20 protein-coding genes are annotated in these 21,961 nt (G+C 36.6%); 9 read left to right on the forward strand and 11 right to left on the reverse strand.

The features are described from left to right. Nucleotides 1-6: 6 nt before the first annotated feature. The 4 genes from MHI34_RS05830 to MHI34_RS05845 form a co-directional block, all read right to left on the reverse strand. Entirely contained in the window at nt 7-951 is a 945-nt protein-coding gene (locus MHI34_RS05830) for a sugar ABC transporter permease (RefSeq protein WP_271912134.1), read from the reverse strand. Nucleotides 952-1,037: 86 nt separating this feature from the next. Next, nucleotides 1,038-2,330, reverse strand: coding sequence for an extracellular solute-binding protein (locus MHI34_RS05835; RefSeq protein WP_342504253.1), 1,293 nt, complete (start codon nt 2,328-2,330; stop codon nt 1,038-1,040). A 17-nt stretch (nt 2,331-2,347) separates the two neighbouring features. After that, nucleotides 2,348-3,367: a serine hydrolase domain-containing protein gene (locus MHI34_RS05840; RefSeq protein ID WP_342504254.1), complete on the reverse strand. Its 1,020-nt coding sequence runs from the start codon at nt 3,365-3,367 to the stop codon at nt 2,348-2,350. Between the two features lie 164 nt (nt 3,368-3,531). Continuing rightward, entirely contained in the window at nt 3,532-5,046 is a 1,515-nt protein-coding gene (locus MHI34_RS05845) for a DHA2 family efflux MFS transporter permease subunit (RefSeq protein WP_036118147.1), read from the reverse strand. Between the two features lie 157 nt (nt 5,047-5,203). Between MHI34_RS05845 and MHI34_RS05850 the strand changes: the two genes are divergently transcribed. Continuing rightward, entirely contained in the window at nt 5,204-6,115 is a 912-nt protein-coding gene (locus MHI34_RS05850) for a TetR/AcrR family transcriptional regulator (protein WP_036118149.1), read from the forward strand. Between the two features lie 100 nt (nt 6,116-6,215). Here the strand turns inward: MHI34_RS05850 and MHI34_RS05855 are convergent, their stop codons facing one another. After that, complete coding sequence (locus tag MHI34_RS05855) at nt 6,216-7,859, reverse strand: HAMP domain-containing sensor histidine kinase (RefSeq protein ID WP_089934951.1); 1,644 nt, start codon at nt 7,857-7,859, stop codon at nt 6,216-6,218. Next, on the reverse strand, nt 7,856-8,557 hold the full coding sequence (locus MHI34_RS05860; RefSeq protein WP_101966981.1) for a response regulator transcription factor: 702 nt from the start codon (nt 8,555-8,557) through the stop codon (nt 7,856-7,858). The genes MHI34_RS05855 and MHI34_RS05860 overlap by 4 nt, the downstream gene beginning before the upstream one ends. A gap of 103 nt (nt 8,558-8,660) precedes the next feature. Here MHI34_RS05860 and MHI34_RS05865 point away from each other — a divergent pair, with 103 nt between their 5' ends. From MHI34_RS05865 to MHI34_RS05875, 3 genes are all read left to right on the forward strand, one after another. Then, complete coding sequence (locus MHI34_RS05865) at nt 8,661-9,800, forward strand: DUF418 domain-containing protein (protein WP_036118160.1); 1,140 nt, start codon at nt 8,661-8,663, stop codon at nt 9,798-9,800. A 216-nt stretch (nt 9,801-10,016) separates the two neighbouring features. Then, entirely contained in the window at nt 10,017-10,571 is a 555-nt protein-coding gene (locus MHI34_RS05870) for a DUF1273 domain-containing protein (RefSeq protein ID WP_089934947.1), read from the forward strand. Between the two features lie 111 nt (nt 10,572-10,682). Then, nucleotides 10,683-10,997, forward strand: a complete 315-nt coding sequence (locus tag MHI34_RS05875; RefSeq protein WP_036118164.1) for a hypothetical protein — start codon at nt 10,683-10,685, stop codon at nt 10,995-10,997. Nucleotides 10,998-11,044: 47 nt separating this feature from the next. Here the strand turns inward: MHI34_RS05875 and MHI34_RS05880 are convergent, their stop codons facing one another. From MHI34_RS05880 to MHI34_RS05890, 3 genes are all read right to left on the reverse strand, one after another. Next, a complete protein-coding gene (locus MHI34_RS05880) occupies nt 11,045-12,439 on the reverse strand; it encodes an L-cystine transporter (RefSeq protein ID WP_036118167.1) in 1,395 nt (464 codons plus the stop codon). Between the two features lie 411 nt (nt 12,440-12,850). Then, nucleotides 12,851-13,801 carry a GGDEF domain-containing protein gene (locus tag MHI34_RS05885; protein ID WP_058845218.1) on the reverse strand — a complete coding sequence of 317 codons (951 nt, stop codon included), beginning with the start codon at nt 13,799-13,801 and terminating at the stop codon, nt 12,851-12,853. Continuing rightward, on the reverse strand, nt 13,779-14,660 hold the full coding sequence (locus MHI34_RS05890) for an EAL domain-containing protein (RefSeq protein WP_101966983.1): 882 nt from the start codon (nt 14,658-14,660) through the stop codon (nt 13,779-13,781). The genes MHI34_RS05885 and MHI34_RS05890 overlap by 23 nt, the downstream gene beginning before the upstream one ends. 297 nt (nt 14,661-14,957) lie before the next feature. Here MHI34_RS05890 and MHI34_RS05895 point away from each other — a divergent pair, with 297 nt between their 5' ends. The 4 genes from MHI34_RS05895 to MHI34_RS05910 all read left to right on the forward strand — a co-directional run bounded on the left by MHI34_RS05895 (nt 14,958) and on the right by MHI34_RS05910 (nt 18,872). Next, on the forward strand, nt 14,958-15,143 hold the full coding sequence (locus MHI34_RS05895; protein ID WP_009373346.1) for a hypothetical protein: 186 nt from the start codon (nt 14,958-14,960) through the stop codon (nt 15,141-15,143). Then, nucleotides 15,133-16,551 carry an amidase gene (locus MHI34_RS05900; RefSeq protein WP_036121982.1) on the forward strand — a complete coding sequence of 473 codons (1,419 nt, stop codon included), beginning with the start codon at nt 15,133-15,135 and terminating at the stop codon, nt 16,549-16,551. Before MHI34_RS05895 ends, MHI34_RS05900 begins: the two co-directional genes overlap by 11 nt. 160 nt (nt 16,552-16,711) lie before the next feature. Continuing rightward, on the forward strand, nt 16,712-17,872 hold the full coding sequence (locus tag MHI34_RS05905) for a PucR family transcriptional regulator ligand-binding domain-containing protein (RefSeq protein ID WP_342504255.1): 1,161 nt from the start codon (nt 16,712-16,714) through the stop codon (nt 17,870-17,872). Between the two features lie 103 nt (nt 17,873-17,975). Further along, entirely contained in the window at nt 17,976-18,872 is an 897-nt protein-coding gene (locus MHI34_RS05910; protein WP_342504256.1) for a DMT family transporter, read from the forward strand. Between the two features lie 25 nt (nt 18,873-18,897). On the opposite strand, the gene MHI34_RS05915 is transcribed toward MHI34_RS05910, so the two are convergent. Beyond that, entirely contained in the window at nt 18,898-19,482 is a 585-nt protein-coding gene (locus MHI34_RS05915) for a YitT family protein (RefSeq protein ID WP_340812426.1), read from the reverse strand. A 181-nt stretch (nt 19,483-19,663) separates the two neighbouring features. Here MHI34_RS05915 and MHI34_RS05920 point away from each other — a divergent pair, with 181 nt between their 5' ends. Then, entirely contained in the window at nt 19,664-20,953 is a 1,290-nt protein-coding gene (locus tag MHI34_RS05920; protein WP_036121994.1) for a DUF2252 family protein, read from the forward strand. 50 nt (nt 20,954-21,003) lie between these two features. Here MHI34_RS05920 and MHI34_RS05925 read toward each other — a convergent pair whose 3' ends face one another. Further along, entirely contained in the window at nt 21,004-21,525 is a 522-nt protein-coding gene (locus MHI34_RS05925) for a DUF2179 domain-containing protein (protein WP_342504257.1), read from the reverse strand. Nucleotides 21,526-21,961 lie beyond the last annotated feature (436 nt).

Genomic DNA, 21,961 nt, shown 5'->3' on the forward strand with positions numbered 1-21,961 from the left:
CACCCCCTACATTTGGACATCCCTTTTATTGGCCAGGCGTAAAAATACCGTGGTACAAACTAAAATAAATAGGAATAGTACCGTTGCTAGCGCAGAACCTAGCCCAATAGCTGTCGCTCCAGAAGCTGTAGAGCTACCAAATGCCAAGCGATAGAAAAATACAGCTAAAGTATCTGTAGAATAATATGGCTCTCCCATGGAGCCCTGCATCGCATATACAAGCTCAAATGCCTCAAAGGACTGGATAAACGTTAAAATTCCCATGATCATAATAGATGGCACCATTAATGGCAAATAAATAGTGCGTAATAATGTAAAGCCTTTGGCACCATCCAATTTTGCTGCTTCAACTAACTCACTTGGAATTCCTTGAAAGCCAGCTAAAAATATTAAAACGCCAAAACCAAGCCCAAACCAACAATTCACTAAAATAATCGCTATTAAAGCTGTTCCAGGATCTCCAAGCCAAGCCTTTTGTAAGGTTTCAAGACCCAATTTCTCTAAAATAACATTTAAGGTACCAAAATTAGGATTTAAGATGAGCTTCCATAAGAAACCTACTACGATTACTGATAATAATCGTGGTAGAAAGAAAGCCGCCTTAAAAAACTCCGCTCCCTTAACTTTTTGGTAGATAATAAATGCAAGAAAGAATGCTAATCCATTCATCACTACCATTTGCAAAACAAAATACAGGACATTATGTTTGAAGGCGTTCCAAAACATGGAGCTATAAGGTTCTGTCGTAAAAAGCGTCACAAAATTTTGGAAGCCAATGAAACCGCCACGAGCCATCCCTTTCCATTCAAAAAAACTATAGGATAAAGCTGCTACTATCGGATAAAGTACAAACATTCCGTATACTATTAGTGCAGGAATTGGGAAAAGATGTATTGTCCATTTTGCCCATGATTTCCTCTTTCTTGACGATGAAGCTGTAGATTCTTTCATGCTGAACAGCCCCCTTTAATCATAATGAGACAACAAGACCCCTATACACCTTAGTGGAGTTTCAGGGGTCTATCTTAATACATTACTTATTGCTGAAAGGGCGTAAACCAAGCTTTAGCGTTTTCCTGTACTTTTTTGGCTACCTCTTCAGGCGTTACCTGATCTAAGTACATGCCCTGTAGCTCACTCTCAAGCAAGCTCTTTGTTGTCGGGTCCCCACCAGTAAAATTAGTCACCCACATATATGGTGTTGCTTCATTAGCAGTCGAGTTACTAATGTCATTTAGCAAGGCGTCATCAGAAGTAATGCCAGGAATAGCACTGATCATAGAAAATTCCCTCACAAACAGTTCACCAAATTCCTTTGTTGTTAAAAACGCTAAAAATTCTTTAGCTGCTTCTTTATTTTTTGAATTTGCATTGATCGCAAATGAACCATCTACCCAAGTTGTCACTGTTTTATGACCTTCTTTTGAAGGAATCGGGAAATACCCTAAATCTAAATCTGGATTCATTTCTAAGACAACAGGAATTTCCCAGCTACCGAGCGGGAACATCGCTGCATCCTCTAAAGCGAACAATGTACGAATATCATCCATTCCCAAGCCTTCTGAATTAGCTGGAAAATACTTTTTCAAGTCGTTCATCACTTGTATAGATTCGATAAACTGAGCGTCTGAGAAATCCTTTTCTCCCGTAAGCACTGCTTGATAGAAATCATTTCCTTCATAAATAGCGGGGCCCACAATACCGTGTAGCAACGATAATAACCAGCCTTCTTTTGTACCCATTGCAATGGGTGTAATGCCCTTTTCTAATAATTGATCATTTAAGGCTATAAATTCACCCCATGTAGTAGGAACTTCGAGATTATTATCTTTAAAAATCTTTTTATTATAGAAAAATTGCGTTGAGCTTAAATTAATTGGTACACCATACTGATTCCCTTGTTCATCACGTGAAGCCATTAATGCCTCTTCAGGATATGCACGCAAACCGCGTAAGTCATTTATTTTCTCAACATAACCCGCCTCTGCAAGCTTCAACCCAGCTGCATATGGACGCAAGTGGAAAATATCTGGTCCTTCCCCCGCTTGTAATGCTGTATTGAGGACTGTGTTATATTCTGTATTTTTAGTTGGGTTAAAGGAAATGTGTATATCAGGATGTTGTTCATTAAATAAAGCAATTACTTTTTCATATTTGGCAACATCTTCTGTCCGCCAACTCCCTATTGTTAGAGAAACCTCTTCTGTTTTCGGCCCGTCTTCTTTACCAGATGTAGTTGCGTTCGTTGATTTCTTATCGGTGTTACAGCCTACTAAAGCTACAACGAGTAATAAAAGAAACGGCAATAACCATTTACTCTTTTGTCTCATACCAACAGATCCACCCTTCATATCAGTAATTTTTCATAAATCATCGTATGAAGCTTCTCCCGAATCCTTCGCAGCTTTATATTTCTCCCATAATGCACCGTATTCGTTAAGAAAATAACAAATGCTTTTTGAATAGGGTCCATCCAAATACTCGTGCCTGTAAATCCTGTATGACCAAATGAGTTCTTGCTCCACCTCCTACCAAAACAAAGTGATGTATCGTCCCCTCTCCATACTTCAAAACCAAGTCCCCTATTTTTGAATGTTTTTGTATAGGTAAGCTCCATCCATTCATATGGAATAACCGTTTGTTGCCTGATCCCTAAAAAAATTTCCGCATACTTTGCTAAATCCTCTGCGCACGAAAACAAGCCTGCACTCCCAGCAACCCCATCGAGTAATAGAGCTTTTTCATCATGAACAATCCCCTGAACAAATTTCCCTGCAAACATTTCAGTTGATGCCGCAAGCCTTCTTTGTTGCTCCTGCAATCGAAAACGAGTATGGTGCATGCCCCATGGCTTAAAAATCTCTTGCTCTACAAAACTGTTGAATGAACACCCAGTAACCTGTTCAATCACCTTTCCTAGTAGAATCATGCCTAAATCACTATATACCACCTGTTTATTTGGCTGACACACTACTTCACTTGCCATTATCTCCTGCATGATGTCACGTCTGTGATTCCGCTCTACCACTGGTGTTAAATCTGCCGGTAGCCCTGAGCAATGCTGTAATAACTGTTGAATCGTTATATCTGGGTAATGAAATGTAGGCAAAAATGTTTGAACAGGCTCTCTTAATGTTAATTGATTTCGACTTATCAGCAGTAAAATAGCTGGTACTGTAGCTACAACCTTCGTTAAGGAAGCTAAATCAAACAGCGTATGATTTACAATAGCTTGCTTGCTACCATCCTCAGCTGTATAGGCTCCATAACTGCCTGTTAATAGCCTGTTTTGTTGCTGTTGAACAATTAATACAGCTCCTGGCAGTTCCTTTTCGTTCACTACGTCATTGATATATGCATCTACCACGAAAGCACCTCATTATATAAAAATCTAAATTTTCTGTAAATTATTATTATCATATAAAATAAAATGATGAAAAATAACAACAATCCTAAAATTTTTTTTCAAATAAACATATAAAAAACCCCCTTCGTTGGTAAATGTTTTACCTATAAAGGGGGTTCTGTTCATTATTTAGTTGGTTTTTTTAAATCCATTGAAGCTGCTGTGCTTTCAACTTTTACACGTTTTAAGAAGAAGGCGAGTACTACTGCAATCACTGTTATACCCGCTGCAATTAAGAAGGAGTGTGTAATACCATCTAATAAGGCAGTTTGCATAATCTGATCTTGCATTTGTTGCATTTGCTCTGCTGTAGGTGCCGCTCCTGATTGTGCAGCATTCGCTTTGGCTTCTACAATTAATTCTTCTGCTTTTGCTTTTGTACGGTTATTCATAAATGTAACTAAAATCGCACTACCGATTGCTCCTGATACCTGCTGTAATGTATTGTTAATAGCTGTACCATGAGGATTCATAATTTGTGGTAGTTGATTTAAACCGTTTGTCATAATTGGCATCATGACCATCGACATACCAAACATACGAATTGTATACATTGATACGATATATGTGTAGCTTGAATCAATTTCTAATTTTGTTAAACCAAATGTTGCGATTGTTGTGATTGTTAAGCCAATAATGGCCAACACACGAGGACCAAATTTATCGAAAAGCTTACCAGTGATTGGTGACATAATCCCCATAACAAGTGCCCCTGGAAGCATCATTAAGCCCGCCTCAAATGGTTCAATACCACGAATAGATTGTACGTATGCTGGTGTTAAAATCATCCCTGAGAACATCGCCATAGAGATAATAACTGAGATGACAGACCCTAAAGCAAACATTGGGTATTTATAAATACGTAATTCCAGAAGTGGCTCATCCATTTTCAACTGCTTAATGATAAAAATTATTAAAGCGATGAAGCCAACTGTAATTGTTCCATATACCCATGGACTTGACCAGCCTTTATCCCCCGCTGTACTAAAGCCGTATAAAATACCACCGAATGCAACTGTTGATAAAAGGACTGAAGGGAAATCTAAGTGAACTTCACGTGTCTCCATCACGTTTCTTAGTTTCCACACACCAAATAATAAACTAATTATTGCAAATGGAATAATCATTTGGAAGAGCATACGCCAATCATGATGCTCCACAATGTAGCCTGATAATGTAGGACCAATTGCTGGCGCCATGATCATTACTAAACCAAAGATCCCCATCGCTGCTCCACGCTTCTCTTTCGGGAAGCTTGTTAGCATAACATTCATTAAAAGTGGTGACATACTAGAAGCCCCAGCTGCTTGCACCATACGACCTGCTAGCAGCACACCAAAGTTTGGCGCAAAGCCTGCCATAATTGTACCGATTGTAAAGATGGACATCGCTGTTATAAATAGATGTCTATTTTTAAAGCGTGTCACAAAGAATGCTGAAGCGGGCACTAAAATACCGCTCACGAGCATATACCCTGTTGCTAACCATTGTACCTTTGAATAGGTAATCCCAAAATCCTTCATGATTGTTGGTAATGCCACATTCAACAATGTGTTGTTTAGAAAAGCAACAAAAGCACCCACAAATAGAATAGCTATCATGCCGTAAGGGGGCTTTTTCATTGTTTGCTCACTATTCATTTATATCCCTCAATTCTTTCTTGTGTTTTGCGATAAAACTTATTTTATACTCGTAGTCTACTTTTTTCAACAAATAAGTTTATATTTTTTATAAACGTTGATATGAAAGGATTTTAAGTGTAGAATAAGAGTATAATAATATAAAAAAGGTGAGGTTATGAACAAAAGAAAAAGACAGATTATTACAGCAGCACGTGAACTTTTTATTGAAAAGGGTTTTCTAGATACATCGATTAATGACATCATCAATGCAGCTAAAATCTCAAAAGGTACATTTTATAATCACTTTACTTCGAAAAACGAATGCTTAATCGCCATTTTGGATGAAGGGCGTGAAGAAGCTAGTAATCGTCGTCATGAGCTTATCTATGGTAAAGACCCTACAGATTTAGAAGTATTGACACAGCAAGTCGCTGTTCTCATGTATGTCAATCGTGAACATAATTTAATACAGATTTTCGAATCCGTCTTCCAATCAAGAGATAAAGAACTAAAGAAAATCATTATTAACTACCATTTACAAGAATTAGAATGGCTAGCCAGCCGACTAGTACAAGTTTTTGGCGAAGAGATTAGCCCAATTAGCTATGAATGTGCTGTCCAAACACTTGGGATGATTAACCTCACTCTACGTGCTGTCTTTATTGCCGATTATAAATATATCAATCGAGAAGCTATTGTACGTGTAGCATTGCGTAATATTAGCGTAATTATACCCACGATGCTTGAGTCGAAAGAAATCATCGTGAGTGTTGAAATGATCAATACCATTCAAAATGTGGTGAACTATAAAACCGTTACAAAAGAAATGGTTATCGAACAATTACAAGGCTTTACAAAGGGTTTGTCGAACAACGAAACAATGGAAGGTTTGGAATATGCTCAATTCTTATTAGAAGAGCTACAGCGCGAAAAACCAAAGCTTTTTATCATCGAATCACTTCTTACTCCTTTCCGTAAGGCATTCGTTGGCACAGAACATATCGCAGAAGCGCGCGATATCGCTAATAACTTATGGCGCTATGTTAAAATTGAACAGCCAGCCGAGCGTTGTACGAAAAATAAATAAAACAAAAAGAGGTATCAAATAAAACACTTTGATACCTCTTTACTCTGTTTAATAAGCCTCGTCCTTCAAGAGCATTCCTCTCTAGAAATCGAATCTAACACTAGTGACATTGGAATTTTAGAACGAAGATGGTTCCATCTTGGCCTGAACGAACACTAATTGTGCCATTGTGTAAATCAATGAGCTGTTTCGTAATGGCTAGTCCTAGCCCTGTTCCTGTTGTATCATCTGTCGTATTCGTTCCTCGATAATAGCGTTCGAATAGATTATCGAGCTCCTCCTGCGGAATACCAGGGCCTTGGTCAGCAATGGTTAGCATTACTTCTTTACCAGTATGTTGTGCCTCCACAACGACCTTCGTGCCTTCAGGCGTATACTTTTTCGCATTAGTTATTAAATTATCCATAATCCGCTTAAGTAAAAGCTCATCTGCTTGCAGCAACACATCACCATATACCTTTACACATACCTGTTCATCTGCAAATTGTGGTAACCATATGGCTAGCGGTAATAACACTTTATCCAGCTGTATCGCTTTATTTTTTAATTGGTACGTATAGGTTAAATCCTGAATGAGTGCATCCATGTATGTCGCCTTTTCTTGCATGGTTTGTGCAAAAATACGCATCTCATCCTTTGTCCACTCATATTCCTCAGATGCAAGCATAGTGGAATAGCCATAAATGGAGCTTAACGGGGTCTTTAGATCGTGCGATAAGCCTGTTATCCACTCCTCACGTAAATGCTCTGCATGCTTGATTTGTCTTTCATTTGAATCAAGTCGTTCAGATAGATGATTGAGTGACTCCTCTACAGGTTGAAACAGTTTAAATTTCCGTTTTAACTTCCCTGTTTTTTGATGATGGATTTTTTTATCACTAATTTCACTGTAATCAAATTGAGTTAGTCGTTCAATGCGTGATATAACATAGACTAATGGTCGTACAAATTGTCGTGAAATACTGATGGATAAAAAGATAACGCCCAACAGCAATATAATATGCCCTCCAAAGAAGATAGAAACGAACAATACCATCGCCTTATTAAAAGGCTCTTCAAAAGGCTTATAAGATGGGTTAGGCATTCGCACAACAAATGTCATATCGTTGGCTAAGGCTGTGCTTTGCTTCAGCTCCGCATGCTCGAAAATATCGTATTTTTCCTCTAGTAATTGTGGCTTATTTAGCTTCTCATAGCGTTCGCCAATGACTTCAATCCGATTCCATTGCTCGTCATAGATTTCAACACTGGCTTTATTTTCTTTTAGACGTTGCCGTGTTACAGCAGAAATATTCCCTGTTGCTGTCCAGTTTTCAAGTGCCTCCTCAAAAAGTGGTTGGACAGGAGTAGTCGGAAGAAATAATAAATAGTAATTTGGCAGTTCCCACGTATGCATACCCGGTTGTTTCAATGCCAATAGTTCATTATCTGACTTTCCACATAATCCACATGTATCTCCCGTATAATCAACAATTGTCATGGATGAATCAAATAAATAGAGCTGTCCTACATTTTCCTCAGCTCTCTTCACTAAATAATCAGCAATTTTAACCGTCTTCCCTTTCTCTACAACGGCATCATCTTCAATTTCAAAGGAGCTCATTACATGAATGTTGTCACCGACACGTTCATTGATAAAGATAGCGAAAAACACCAGACTTATAATAAAACCTGAAATGATCAATAGATAGAATATGATGAAATACGACACAAAACGGAGTGTTAATTTTCCAGCAGACTTCATGAAGAAATGTCTCCAACTAGCTTATAGCCAATACCTCTGACAGTGATAATGCAGGTCGGCTTTCCAGGATTTTTTTCTATTTTTTCTCGCAGCTTTCTTATATGTACCATCACTGTATTATCATCAAATAAGCAATCACCCCATACGCGCTCGTATATTTGCTCTTTTGATAACACTTGCCCTACATTGTCACATAAATATTTTAATAAATGAAACAAGCGACCACTGATTATTTCCTTCACCCCGTCTACCTCGATTTCTGCTGCGTCAATGTCAAATGTAAAACGGCTGCAAGTAAATACATGATTTTCTGGTACACTCTTTTTCTTCATGTAACGGACTAACTGTACCTTTACTCGTGCTACAAGCTCTAATGGGTTAAATGGTTTTGTAATATAATCATCTGCGCCATTCATAAAACCGCGAAGTTTATCTGCATCACTGCTTTTTGCAGTTAAATAAAAAATAGGGGCATCACTTTTTTCCCGAATCCTATTCGCGATATCCAGCCCACTTCCATCTGGCAGCATGATATCTAATAGATAAAAGTCAAATGTTTTAGTATTCATTTCATCTTTTGCTTCTTCAATTGTGTTACATAATGTAATATTGGTAATTCCTTCTTTTCTTAAAATGATTTCAATCATTTCAGCAATGGCACGTTCATCCTCTAACACTAAAATTGATGCGTCCTGCATTTCCTCACCTACTTTTAAGATTAATTTAAGGTAGTCATTATTTCACCATAAGCTTCCTTCACTATTCTATGTATAAGATAACCAATTAAGGAGATAAAACGCAATGACAACTAAACGTGTTACTTTCATTGATACGATGCGTGGATTTAGTTTATTTGGCATCTTAATGGCGAATTTACTGATTTTCCAGTACGGGATGTATGGCAAAGATGAATTAAAAAATCTTTCTACCTTAGATAATGGAGCTTTATATTTTGTGAAAATTGTGATTGAAGGCTCGTTTATGCCTATCTTCACTATATTATTCGGCTTCTCACTTATTAAATTAATTGAATCCATTCGCAGAAAAAAGAATAAAAGTCGCTGGTCTATTTTACGCCGTGCTACTGGCTTGATTGCTCTCGGCTTACTTCATTCCACTTTATTATGGGAAGGCGATATTCTATTTTCTTATGGCTGTATGACTTTATTTTTGATTCCTTTTATTAATCGGAAGCCGAAAACGCTATTTATATGGGCCAGTATCCTTTTCGTCCTAACAACGGCATTAACATACGGCTCTATGGAAGCTTCAAAAAAGGAACAAAAAGAGCTAGATACCTATATTGAAAAAGCAGATAACGTTTACGCTAACGGAAGCTACTCAGAAATTTTTGATTTTCGAGCTAATGCTGAAGTACCGGGAATGGAAGAGCCAGCCTTCCTCTTCATTTTATTAATTTTTACACCGTTGTTCTACGCGCCTCTATTCCTTTTCGGTATGGCACTTGCTAAAAAGCAAGCCTTCATGGAGATGGATAAGGAAATGAAATGGTATAAGCTAGGTACTCTCCTCGTTCCTATTGGGCTCGTATGTAAAAGTCTAAGTTTTATAGAAAGTGCCTTTTCTTCCATCTTATTAATGGGTGGCGCTCAGTTACTAGCGGTTGGCTATGTTTGCCTTGCAGCACTCATTTATAAAACACGTCCTGTACAACTACTTGCACCAGCATTTGAGAGCGTTGGAAAACTGTCATTAACCAATTATTTACTACAAACCATTATTTGTACAACTGTTTTTTATGGCTATGGTCTCGGATTATACGGTAAACTGGGCGTCTTTGGTGGTATCCTATTCGGAATCGTTGTATATGGCTTGCAATGTGTTTTCAGCCTTGCCTATTTAAAGAAATTTAAACGTGGCCCATTTGAGACAATCTTACGGATATGGACGAATTGGTCTTGGACTGGGCAGGTAAAATAAAACTCAACAGGTAGGCAAATAAGAAAGGAATTATTTTATATGAATAGTGACACTAAAGAAGACTTTACAGACTCATGGTGGTTTTTAGGTATTTGTGCGGCTGTAGCAGTGATTCTAACACTACTTGCATTTTCATAGACAATTGCATGGAATTCGTTTTCATTTGCCCCCTACTGTATACTAGAACTACAACTATACAGCTTAGGGGGTATTTTGTTGTTACAGCGTATTATGATTACTGGCTATAAGCCACATGAACTTGGTATTTTTAATGATAAACATCCTGGCATTGCCATCATAAAAAAAGCACTGGAAGCCCGTCTACGCACACTACTTGATGAAGGACTGGAATGGGTTATTATCAGTGGTCAGCAGGGTGTAGAATCTTGGAGTGCTGAAGTTGTTTTAATGCTAAAAAAAGAATTTCCACATTTAAAATATGCCGTTATTACACCATTTTTAGAGCAAGAGAAAAATTGGCAGGACCATAAAAGGGAAAAGTATCAAACATTAATTGCCCAAGCCGATTTTGTTACAAGCGTGACCAAAAAACCATACGAAGCACCCTGGCAATTTGTTGAGAAGGATAAATTTATTATTCAAAATACAGATGGGCTTTTATTAATTTACGATGAAGAAAATGAAGGTTCTCCGAAATATATTAAGCGACTTGCTGAAAAATATATGGAATCTCATGACTACACTCTTTTAATCGTAAATGCCTATGATTTACAAGTAATAGCAGAGGACATACAGCAACAAGATTGGTAGAAAAATATTGATATAATTTTCTGATAATTATATACTAAAATTAATAAAATCCTTATTTGTAACTAGTTCACACACGGACGTTACTAATAATTTGAAAGGAGCTATCATCATTTGAATAAACAGATTGAAATGATTCTTGAAGCTTCTCCCGTAAATGTTGCTCACGATACCTACCGCAGAGAATGCCGCTATACACGAGGAATTCATATTGAAGAACAAGAATTTCTAGCTATTTTAAATACAATGAGCAATGATGCACGCCTCTATTTCGATTTCCATAATCCTCGGAAAGAGATTAAAAAGGGAACCTATTTAAATGGACACTCTGGTCTAGCCTACAATATTTATGATTACTATAAACAAAATTATAAAATTGAAGTTTCCGAATTAATTAATGGTAAAGATTTTTATGTAAAAATAATATAAAATGTAAGCCCCTTTAAAGTTTTACCTTTAAAGGGGCCTCTTTGATTTTATAGATCTGCTACTTGAGCACCTAATTCTTTATCATTGTACATTTCTGTATCCAATTCTTTTGTAATACGTGCTGTTGTAACACCCGCTGTCATTGACCCACTTACATTTAATGCTGTACGTCCCATATCAATTAAAGGCTCTACAGAAATTAATACACCTGCAAGTGCAATTGGTAAATCAAGTGCTGATAACACAAGAATAGCTGCAAATGTTGCACCACCACCAACACCTGCTACACCAAATGAGCTAACCGCTACTACCGCGATAACTGTAATAATGAAGATCGGATCGAGTGGATTAATGCCAACTGTTGGTGCGATCATAATTGCTAACATAGCAGGATATACACCAGCACAGCCATTTTGACCGATTGATAATCCGAATGAGCCTGAGAAGTTTGCAATACCCTCAGATACCCCAAGACGACCTGTTTGCGTTTTAATATTCATCGGTAAAGTACCCGCACTAGAACGAGATGTAAAGGCGAATAATAATGTCTCTGCAGATTTTTTCAAATACGTGAATGGATTTAATCCGCTTAATGTCAGAATTAATAAGTGTACTAGTAAAACAATAAATAACGCCACATAAGAAGCAATAACAAACTTACCTAAATTGTAAATCGCACCGAAATCTGATGTTGCAACAGTACGAGCCATAATAGCCAAAATGCCGTATGGTGTTAATCGTAAGACAATCGTTACGACACCCATTACAAGGGCATAGATTGCATCTAAGCCTTTTTTAATTGTAGCTGCTGTCCCCTCATCCTTACGTGCCACACGTAAATAAGCAAAACCAAGGAATGCTGAGAAAATAACAACCGCAATTGTTGAAGTAGAACGAGCACCTGTTAAATCAAGGAATGGATTTGCAGGGAATAGCTCGATAATTTGTGTTGGTAGATCTGGAGCTGCTAAGCCCGTTGTTTTTTCTTCAAGATATTGACCGCGTGCCGTTTCTGCATCACCTTGTAAAATTTGTGTTGCATCTAAATCAAATACGGTTGCAGAAAAAATACCGACAGCCGCTGAAACCGCTGTTGTACCAATTAAAATGGCTAAAATAAGAGCTGCCATTTTCCCAAAGTTTTTGCCAATCTTCATCTTCGTAAAGGCAATTAAAATAGAAATAAAGACTAATGGCATTGCTACCATTTGTAGCAATTTTACATATCCTGTACCTATAATGTTGTACCAAGATGTTGTTTTGGCTAACACTTCAGAATCTATACCATAGATAAAATGAAGTCCAAGACCAAGTACAATCCCTAAACCTAAACCTGCAAAAACACGATTTGAAAACTTGACGTGTTTTTTATTCATAACATATAAAATTCCAACGAACACAAGTAACACTGCTACGTTAAGAATGATTTGTAAATTCGACAATGGAATGCCTCCTAAGATGTTTTATAATAATGTAATCGAATTATATACCCATAATCCCTATAATTCAAGTATGTTTTATTAAGATTAATAAATTCCTAAAATAAAAACGATTTCTTCCTTTGATTATGCCCTTAAAATTAAAATCAATAATATTTATTAGCAATAAGTAAAAGGAGCCATTATAAAAGGGAATAGTAGATAGTTATCGAAAACGTTCATGAGGCTAACTTTTAACGTATAGACAGCTAAACTATAAGGCTTGATAGAATTGCTCATTTCAGTTGTATTAATATTCTAGTCAAAAACATAGAAGTTGGTGACAAAATGGTTACCGGAATTTTAAAATTGTTCATATTAACTACAAAATCTATACCCAAAATGCCTTACTGACGAACAAAAAACCTACATCGTTTAATGAACGAAGTAGGTTTTTTGTTCGTTGATAAGGTAACAGCTGCCTGCAATTTTTTTACACTGCTTTTTCACGTGTGTGACCGCATTGGATAATTGTTCGACGGAGTTAAAATACTGATATTCATTCGTAATAACGGCAATGGATAAGGATGTACATGTTAGAGTACCTAGCTCACCCGCTCTATTAGCTACCTGCACATACACTAAATCCTCTAGCTCATAAAAGCTTAAAATATTGGCATCAAAGTCATCTATGATCTTCTGACAAATCTTTTCTATTTCATAATGCGGAAGGATGGCAACAAAATCGTCGCCACCAATATGTCCTAAAAAATCTTCCGCCCCACAGATATATCTTTTTAGTATATCTGTTAAATAACGTAAAATTTTATCTCCTTTATTAAAGCCATATGTGTCATTGTAGGATTTAAAATGATCTAAATCAAAATAGATCAAACTATAGTGTGCTAGCTGTAATGCTTCCTCTAGCTTTTCATCGATTAATGTATTTCCTGGAAGACTACTTAACGGATTTAAAAAACTGGCGATAGCTACTTGTGTATCAACAAGCTTTAACAGTAACTCACGAATGCTAACCATTCCGTCATATAAGTCATTTTTCGTCACAATGATATCATCATATAAGTCTTCAGGAGGTCTAGACATCGCTAGTGTACTAACCTCAGTGATTGGAGTATAGCGATCTACTATTAAAGGATTTTCTTTAATGATAAGTTGATTTTGCCGTCCCATAAATAAATGATAGCCATATTGAGTACCTATTTTTTGATAGAAATGTGTGCGTGTAATATGTCCAATTGGTTTTTCATCCCGAACGACAACAATACTACGCAATGAAGGATTACTTGTAAAAAGTACATCTACTTCTTTATTTTTCACAAATTCATCAATACATGGAACCTTTTCAATGACTTCCCCTATCTTCATTGTCACCCACCCTTATTTTCCCCAATTGTATTTCCTTTGCGGGCTTTCCTATTGCATAACCTTGTGCATAGTGAATGCCAATATGATGCAGATACGCCAGCTCTTCTTGTCGCTCAATCCCTTCAGCAATCATTTTAGTGTTAGCTTGCTCGGCATACTTCATTAATAAGGTAACGAGTTGTTGCTGTTCGCTGTTTTGATCGATAAATTGAATTAAGGAACGGTCTAATTTAATGAATTCTGGCTTTAAATAAATGAGCGTTTTTAAACTATTATAGCCTGAGCCTACATCGTCCACTGCTATGCGATAGCCCTGTGATCGATAATGTGATAATACACGCTCAAACTCTACAAAATCTATCACGACACTACGCTCAGTTAATTCAAACACGACTTGCTGCGGTTTAATGCCAAGTTCCTTTAGCAATTGCAGTGTTTCTCCACAATGATAATTTTTATCTACTAATACATTTGGATGTATATTAAGAAAGACTAAGAAGCTTTTATTCGCCAAATCGTTAGGCATACGTTCCTTAAATCGTTGTAAGGAAAGATTTCGACAAAAACATTCAAATAAAAATACACAATCTGTTTGTCCAACAAACTCATAAAACTGGTCGACACTATTAAATAATGCTGAGGAAACTGGACGGTTTAATGCTTCAAATCCCATCGTTTGTTTTGACTGTAAATCTACAATAGGTTGAAAATATGTATGTAAATCGTTATGCTGAATAATTTGTTTCAATGCTTTTAAACGTTTCATATATAACGTATTGCTTTGATGTTGCCCATATAAATATTTAACAAAAGAAAATATATTACTAGTTTTTATATTTTGCCCCACAGCAGACTCCATTCTTGCACCTCTTCAATTGGTTATTATGGTTCATTGTACGCTTTGATTGTAAATAGACTGTGAATCGTATGTAAAAAGAGCAAGCACACACACTAGACTTTGACCGTTTATTAGCGTAGTAAATATTTCATAATATTAAATATATTACAAATAATTTATTTGATATAAATTATTGTTAGTGTATGATTGTAATAATAGGTTTATATTACCTATTATAATATTTTGCGTTTTTACCCTATCGATCTTAATAGGGAAACCTATTTAGATATAAAAATTATTCAAGGGAGGATCCTGTTAATGAGCTTGTCTATTCAACAATTATTGGAGAACAAAGGAATTACACCGAAACCTGAACACCTTGAACTATTAAAAACACGCTGGGAGGGCATGCAGTCACTTCGTAGCAATTTAGAAGGTATTGCGATTGATGATGCAGATATCGCGGTACGTAGTATTCCTGGAGGTGATCATATTGACAACTGATTTACATTTAAAATCCGTTGAAGAGTTGGCACCCTTACTTGCATCGAAGACACTATCTCCCGTGGAATTAACGAAGGCGATTTTAGATTTTGCTGAGGAAAGTCAGCCTAAAATTAATTCCTATATGGCCTTTTACAGGGAAGAAGCTTTAGCAAAGGCAAAAGAAGTGGAACAGGAAATTCTCCAAGGCCACTATAAAGGCATGTATCACGGGATTCCGATGGCCTTAAAAGATAACTTGTATTTCAAAGATAAGATAACAACGATGTCCTCAAAAATTCATAAGGACTTCGTTTCTGATTATGATGCGACAGTGGTTGAAAAACTTCGTGACGCTGGTGTAATTTTCACTGGAAAACTAAGCATGCATGAATATGCTTGGGGAATTACCAATAACAATCCTCATTACGGACCTGTTCGCAACCCATGGGATTTAGATAAAATCCCTGGCGGTTCTAGCGGCGGCTCTGGGGCGGCTGTTGCAGCAGGGGCCAGTGTTGCTTCATTAGGAACGGATACAGCTGGTTCCATTCGAATTCCATCCTCTGCTTGTGGCATTGTTGGTTTAAAACCTACACACGGTCGTGTAAGTAAATATGGCTGTTACCCACTCGCTTGGAGTTTAGACCATATTGGCCCAATGACAAAGACAGTAAAGGATGCAGCAGGCTTGCTTGAAGTCATTTCTGGCTTTGATCATCGAGACCCTACTTGCATTGACGTTCCAACAGACAACTACGTGCAGCAGCTTTCTGGCAATATCAAGGATTTAGTGATTGGTATCAATGAAGAATACTTCTTTAAAAATGTGGATGCTGATATAGAAAAAGCTGTTCGAGCAAGTATTCAAAACTTAGTAGATCAAGGTGCGAAAGTGGAAGTAGTGCGAATTCCTTCATTACAATATGCAGAATGGGCAGAGCTTGTGACGTCCCTTTCGGAGGCGGCAGCTATACACCATTCCGATTTACAAGAGAGACCACAAGATTTTGGTGACGATATACGCCTACTCTTTGAGCTCGGTGAATTGCCTTCTGCAGTCGATTACTTACAGGCACAACAGGTACGTCGTCAAATCAAACAGGAGTTTACAGAGATTTTTAATAAGGTAGATGTGCTTATTACCCCTACTCTACCTGTTGTGGCTAATACAATTGGTGATGATTTCGCAGAGTTAAATGGTCAAAAAGTGGATTTAATTGATAATATTATTCGCTTTACAGGCCCTAGCAACTTAACAGGCTTACCTGCCCTTTCCGTTCCTTGTGGCTTTAAAGGGAATTTACCAATAGGGCTACAAATTATTGGCCCTGCCTTTAAAGAAGGACGCATTTTAAATGTAGGGTATGCCGTTGAGCAAACGAATCCACTGAGAAATAGAAAGCCAAATATTTTTGCTAACATTTAAACGATAAGTACTGAAATCTGCTCACTTCACGGTTTACCGCTGAATGAGCAGATTTTTTTGTGGTGGATATCCATTTGCATGAATACAAATGGTTTTTTATGAACAAGTAAATTTATAATAGAAGTTAGTACCTTACTACAAGAAAGGCAATGGTCCGTTTATGAATGTAGAAAATTTTTTACAATTACCCATTACAAAGAATTTCACTGTTGTCGCTGGCCACAACGGTTTGCATAAAGCTGTTCAAAATGTAGAGATTTTAGACTTTGAATTTTCACCAGACATACCCCATGTGCGAGATACAATTTTCACACCCAACAGCGTTGTATTAAGTAGTTTATTATTTGCCAAACAAAAGCCTGAGTATTTATTAAATGCAGTAAAAAATCTAGTGGAGCTCGGGGCGAGTGCCTTAGCTTATAAGCCTGTTATTTTCAGAGATTTACCTGAAGAGGTTTTGACTTATGCAGAGGAACAAGATTTTCCTATTTTAAGATTTGGTGGAGATGAGTTTTTTGAGAAGATTATTTTAGAAACAATGGCCTACGCTAAAACACAGGATTATTCATTCTTTTTAGAAACGATCTTACGGAGATTAATGGAGGAAGATATTACACAAGAGCAAATCAAATCCATTTTACAGCAGCTCAATAGACCCTTTGAAAAATATGTATTTGTAGCAACTTTACGAGCAAGTGACACATCTCACCATAACTGGATGCAAGCTATTTTTTCGTTAGAGCCACTACTTAAATCAGGTCTGATTTGTTCTTATAAGCAGAGCCTTTTTATCATCATGACACATCCATCCCAGCTGTTTCAATTTGACAAGGTGTTACATGAATGGTTAGCATTATATGCCATCCCAACGGAAAAGATCACTTTTGGCTATAGCAGTAGCTACGATACTCAAACTGGCTTCCCTATTGCTTTACGCGAAGCCTTCTTTGCTAGTATATTAGCTGAGATTGACATGCTGCCTAGCCTTCATTATAAGCATCTCGCATCGGATCGTTTATTAATTGAGTTGTATCGTAAAGATCCCATATTTGCAATGGATTATGTTACTTCTTTTTTAGCTCCTTTACTTGATGATAAGGCTGATCCCGATTTAATGGAAACTGCCATAACCTATATCGTAAAAAAAGGAAATATTAAGGAAGTTGCCGTAGCACAATTTTGTCATCCAAATACAATTCGCTATCGTATGGCTAAAATACGTCATTTAGTAGCACCGACAGATAATGATTATGTTTTTTATGAACACTTAGCTGCAGCCGTTAAATTGTACTTATTACATAGCAAGGTAGGTTTTGAGTGATCGCTTTGGAATAAGTACAAAAAAACGCCTGAATATTTAGAAATAAAATCAAATTCTTTTCCTCACTCCTATGCTATTCTATTGAAGTCAGGAGGAAGAAAACATGAAAACTTACATAGCTGATGGCATGCTATTGATTACTGCAATCGTGTGGGGTAGTGGATTTGTTATAACAGCTATTGCCTTAGAATATTTAACAGCTTATCAAGTGATGGCTGGTAGATTTTTATTAGCTTCCATTATATTATTGGTTTTATTTGGTTCTCGATTAAAAAAAGCTTCGAAATCTGTTATTTGGAAGGGAGCTTTATTAGGTACAATTCTGTATATAGCATTCGCCCTTCAAACCGTTGGACTCCAATATACAACACCGTCTAAAAATGCCTTTTTAACCGCAGTGAATGTCATTATTGTTCCTTTAATAGCCTATGCGGTTTATAAACGCCGCATTGACGGCTATGAAATCATTGGTTCCCTAATTGCGATTGCAGGAATCGGCTTTTTATCACTACAAGGCTCATTAACAATGAATGTTGGGGATGCACTTTCTTTAGCATGTGCCGTTGCTTTTGCCTTTGATATCTTTTATACTAATCTTTTTGTTCAAAAAGAAGATGCCATTGCCCTTACCATTATTCAATTTCTCACGGCATCCTTTATAGGTGTTCTAGTCGTCATTAGCCAAGGGGATATCCCGACATCACTCGAAAAAGAAGCAATCTATTCGATTATTTACCTAGGTATTTTTTCTACGACAATTGCTTACCTCTTCCAAAATGTAGCCAATCAATATACAACTGCTACTAAAGCTGCGATTATCCTATCGACTGAATCTTTTTTCGGTATGGTGTTATCCGTCACTTTTTTGCATGAAATCTTAACAAGTCGCATGGTCGTAGGTGCAATACTCATTTTACTGGCTATACTCATTGCAGAGATCAAACCAGCACACCCTAAAAAGAAGCTAATGAAAACACTTGATAATCAGACGCCAAAATAGTTTCAGTTTTATACTGGGACTATTTTTACGTTCCTGATACTCGACTTCGACTAGTAATAACACTTGTCGTAATGCCTACTACCAATACGGTAATAATGGATAATAGGAAGGTCGATGTGGATAGTAGGAAGCCTCCTATAACAATAACAATGGAATCAATAAAAAATATTAATATTCCAACATTGATACCTGTCTTGTCACAGATAAATTGAGCGATTAAGTCTGTCCCCCCTGTGCTTGTCTGAAAACGCAGCATCAGACCAATGCCGAAGCCAACAAGTATACCTCCAAAAATGGCACTGTAAAGCGCATCCATTTGGACAAGATTTCGCACAGGCTTTAACAAATCAATAATTACGGAAGATGCTATTAAGCCGTGTATACTATTGTAAAAATAGGCTCTATATTTAAACCAAGCAATAATAAAAATAGGAATACTAATAATAATGATCATTAAACCGATTTTGAGCTTATATAGGTAATGTAATATAAGCGCTAACCCTACTACTCCCCCATCTAAAATTTCATATGGCGTTAAAAATAAATTAATTCCTAACGACAATGAAATACTTCCTACTATAATGACAAGACCTTTTGTAAAGAAATACATATAACCCCCCTCCGTGATTAAGCATGTCTTATAGTATGAAAATAGGTTATCGAACATGTTATGAAATACCCTTAGATGTATAACCATTTTTATCGAGAACATTTGCTAAATTTCTTCGAAACCTATTCAATTATTTTTCGTATATACAGGTAAATTTTGATTTAACAAAGGGGATTATTGTATGGAGCATGCTTTATTGGAACAAGTTAAACATACTAGAACTTTTTTAAGACAAGAACAATTAGAAACAATCTTTGAAGAATTTGATGTTCAACGAATGAGTTTAACAGAGGGACAGCGCTTGGAAAAATACCGTAAAATGCTTGAAAGCCCATTTCGCTTTTTCCGTGGAAGTGCCTATCTATTTTATTTTGATATGACAAAATCCGCCTCAATCTTCCATACTCCTGATAGAAAACCAACTTGGATTCAAGGTGATATGCATATGGATAACTTCGGTGCTTTTCAAAATGAGGCAGGCGAGATTGTTTTTGATGTTAATGATTTCGATGAGGGCTATGTCGGCTCTTATTTATACGATATTATTCGCATGAGCGTCAGTATTGCGCTCTATTTAGAAGAACAAGGCTTACATAAGACAACTCAGGAAACGGCTATTCAGTATTTTCTCCGTAGCTACATAGATCAGCTAAAACGATTCCAGCGTAAGCAGGATAATCCTTTAACCTTGATGTTCACAAAGGACAATACAAAGGGACCAGCAAAGAGATTATTGAAAAAGCTTGATAAACGCCAGCGATCTCATTTTTTACAGGATATTTCGTATGTAAATGAGGATGGTCAGCGTGCCTTCTTATGGAATGAAGAAATTCAACCTGTTACTAGTGAAGAATACAGCGCCATTTCAAACGCACTATCTACATATAAAATTAGGGACATAGCTTATAAGTATGGCTCTGGTACAGCTTCTATCGGTTTAAAACGTTACTATATTTTAGTGGAAGACGAAAAAGGTGCGTCAGGAGTCGAGGATTTAGTGTTAGAAATGAAAGAGGTACGTACAGCAATTCCTGCCTACTTCCTCCCTTATCAGGAACTATTTTGGGCTCATTATGAGCATCAGGGAGCACGTGTAGTCGGAACTCAAAAAGCTATGCACCATTTAGAGGACCCACATTTAGCCTTTATCACGATGAATGGACAGGAATTTTATATTCGTGAACGTTCTCCTTATAAAAAGAAGATTAAGCCTAAAAACTATAAGGATGTAGAGGATTACTTTACTACAACATCACTTATGGGGAAAATTGCTGCTAAAATACATGCACGAGCTGATATCGATTATTCTCATGTTTTTACCTATCACAGTGAGGAGGAGATTTTAAAAGCGATCGGCAAAGAGCGTGATGTATTTATAGAGCATACAATTTTACAAGCCATGAGCTACAAGGAAATTGTCTACACAGACTTTAGTTTATTTAAAGACTGGGTAGAAACAAAATTTAATTAACATCCTAAAAAAGGGACCTCGGCATTTAGCAGAGGTCCTTCCTTATTAAATTATTTTTGCTTAGCCTTCATACGAGCAAGCAAAAAGCCGCCCTTAAATGATTTAGGCTCATACGAGATAATAAAGGCATTCGGCTCAAATTGCTCTACTATTTGAAAGAGCTTCCCTTCACGATTTCTCTTCGTTAAAATTTCATATTTATAGCGATTACTATCTCGCCCTTCTCCGATATAAATCGTGACTGCAAACCCTTCGTTACGAAGAAATTTCACAAGCTCTTCATTCTTATTTTGCGTATTAATGGTTGTATAAACATAGCCTATCGCTAGCTTACGTTCTATTTTTGCTCCTAAAAATATACCTAATCCAAATCCAACTGCATAGACAACCATAGATAACATGCTTTGCTTCCCACTAAAAACGAGTGAAAGGCCAAATACATACACTAACATCTCCAGCATACCAAATATCGCAGCAAGGAATGTGATATTCTTTACCAAAAATATTGTTCGCAATGTTAAAAAAGGTACATAAACTAATTGAAGAATTAATATTAAAACGATACTTTGCATTTGTACTAGACCTTTCTCAGAGTAGTTATATATAAGTGTATGTTGAAAGAGAGAATTACATTCTATTAAAAACCATCCTCATTTTTAAATTCCCCTTATAACCTAATTTTAAACATTGCAGATGGCATTGCTTTAAAAGTGCTCTTCTAAACTAATTGCGCGATATAATACTACCTAAGTATTGCTTATGAGATATGTTAATCGCACTTAGACACAAATTTATATATTTTTGGAAAGTGGTTCTTGTTTGACCAATGGTATGAAACAGATTCGAAAGAAAAAATCATTTTAAAGTGAGTAAAATAATTAATAATGATGATTATATGTAAACAAGGGAAAGTAGTGCTATTGATACAAGTATCAATAAAAATAAATTTAGCGTATTTCCATATTATCTTGAAGTAAGTACTAGACTGCTAAAAGGATTTTTTATTTA

Origin of the sequence: Lysinibacillus sp. FSL L8-0126, assembly GCF_038630385.1 — a bacterium.
In the GTDB taxonomy this organism is placed as follows: Bacteria; Bacillota; Bacilli; order Bacillales_A; family Planococcaceae; genus Lysinibacillus; species Lysinibacillus fusiformis_D.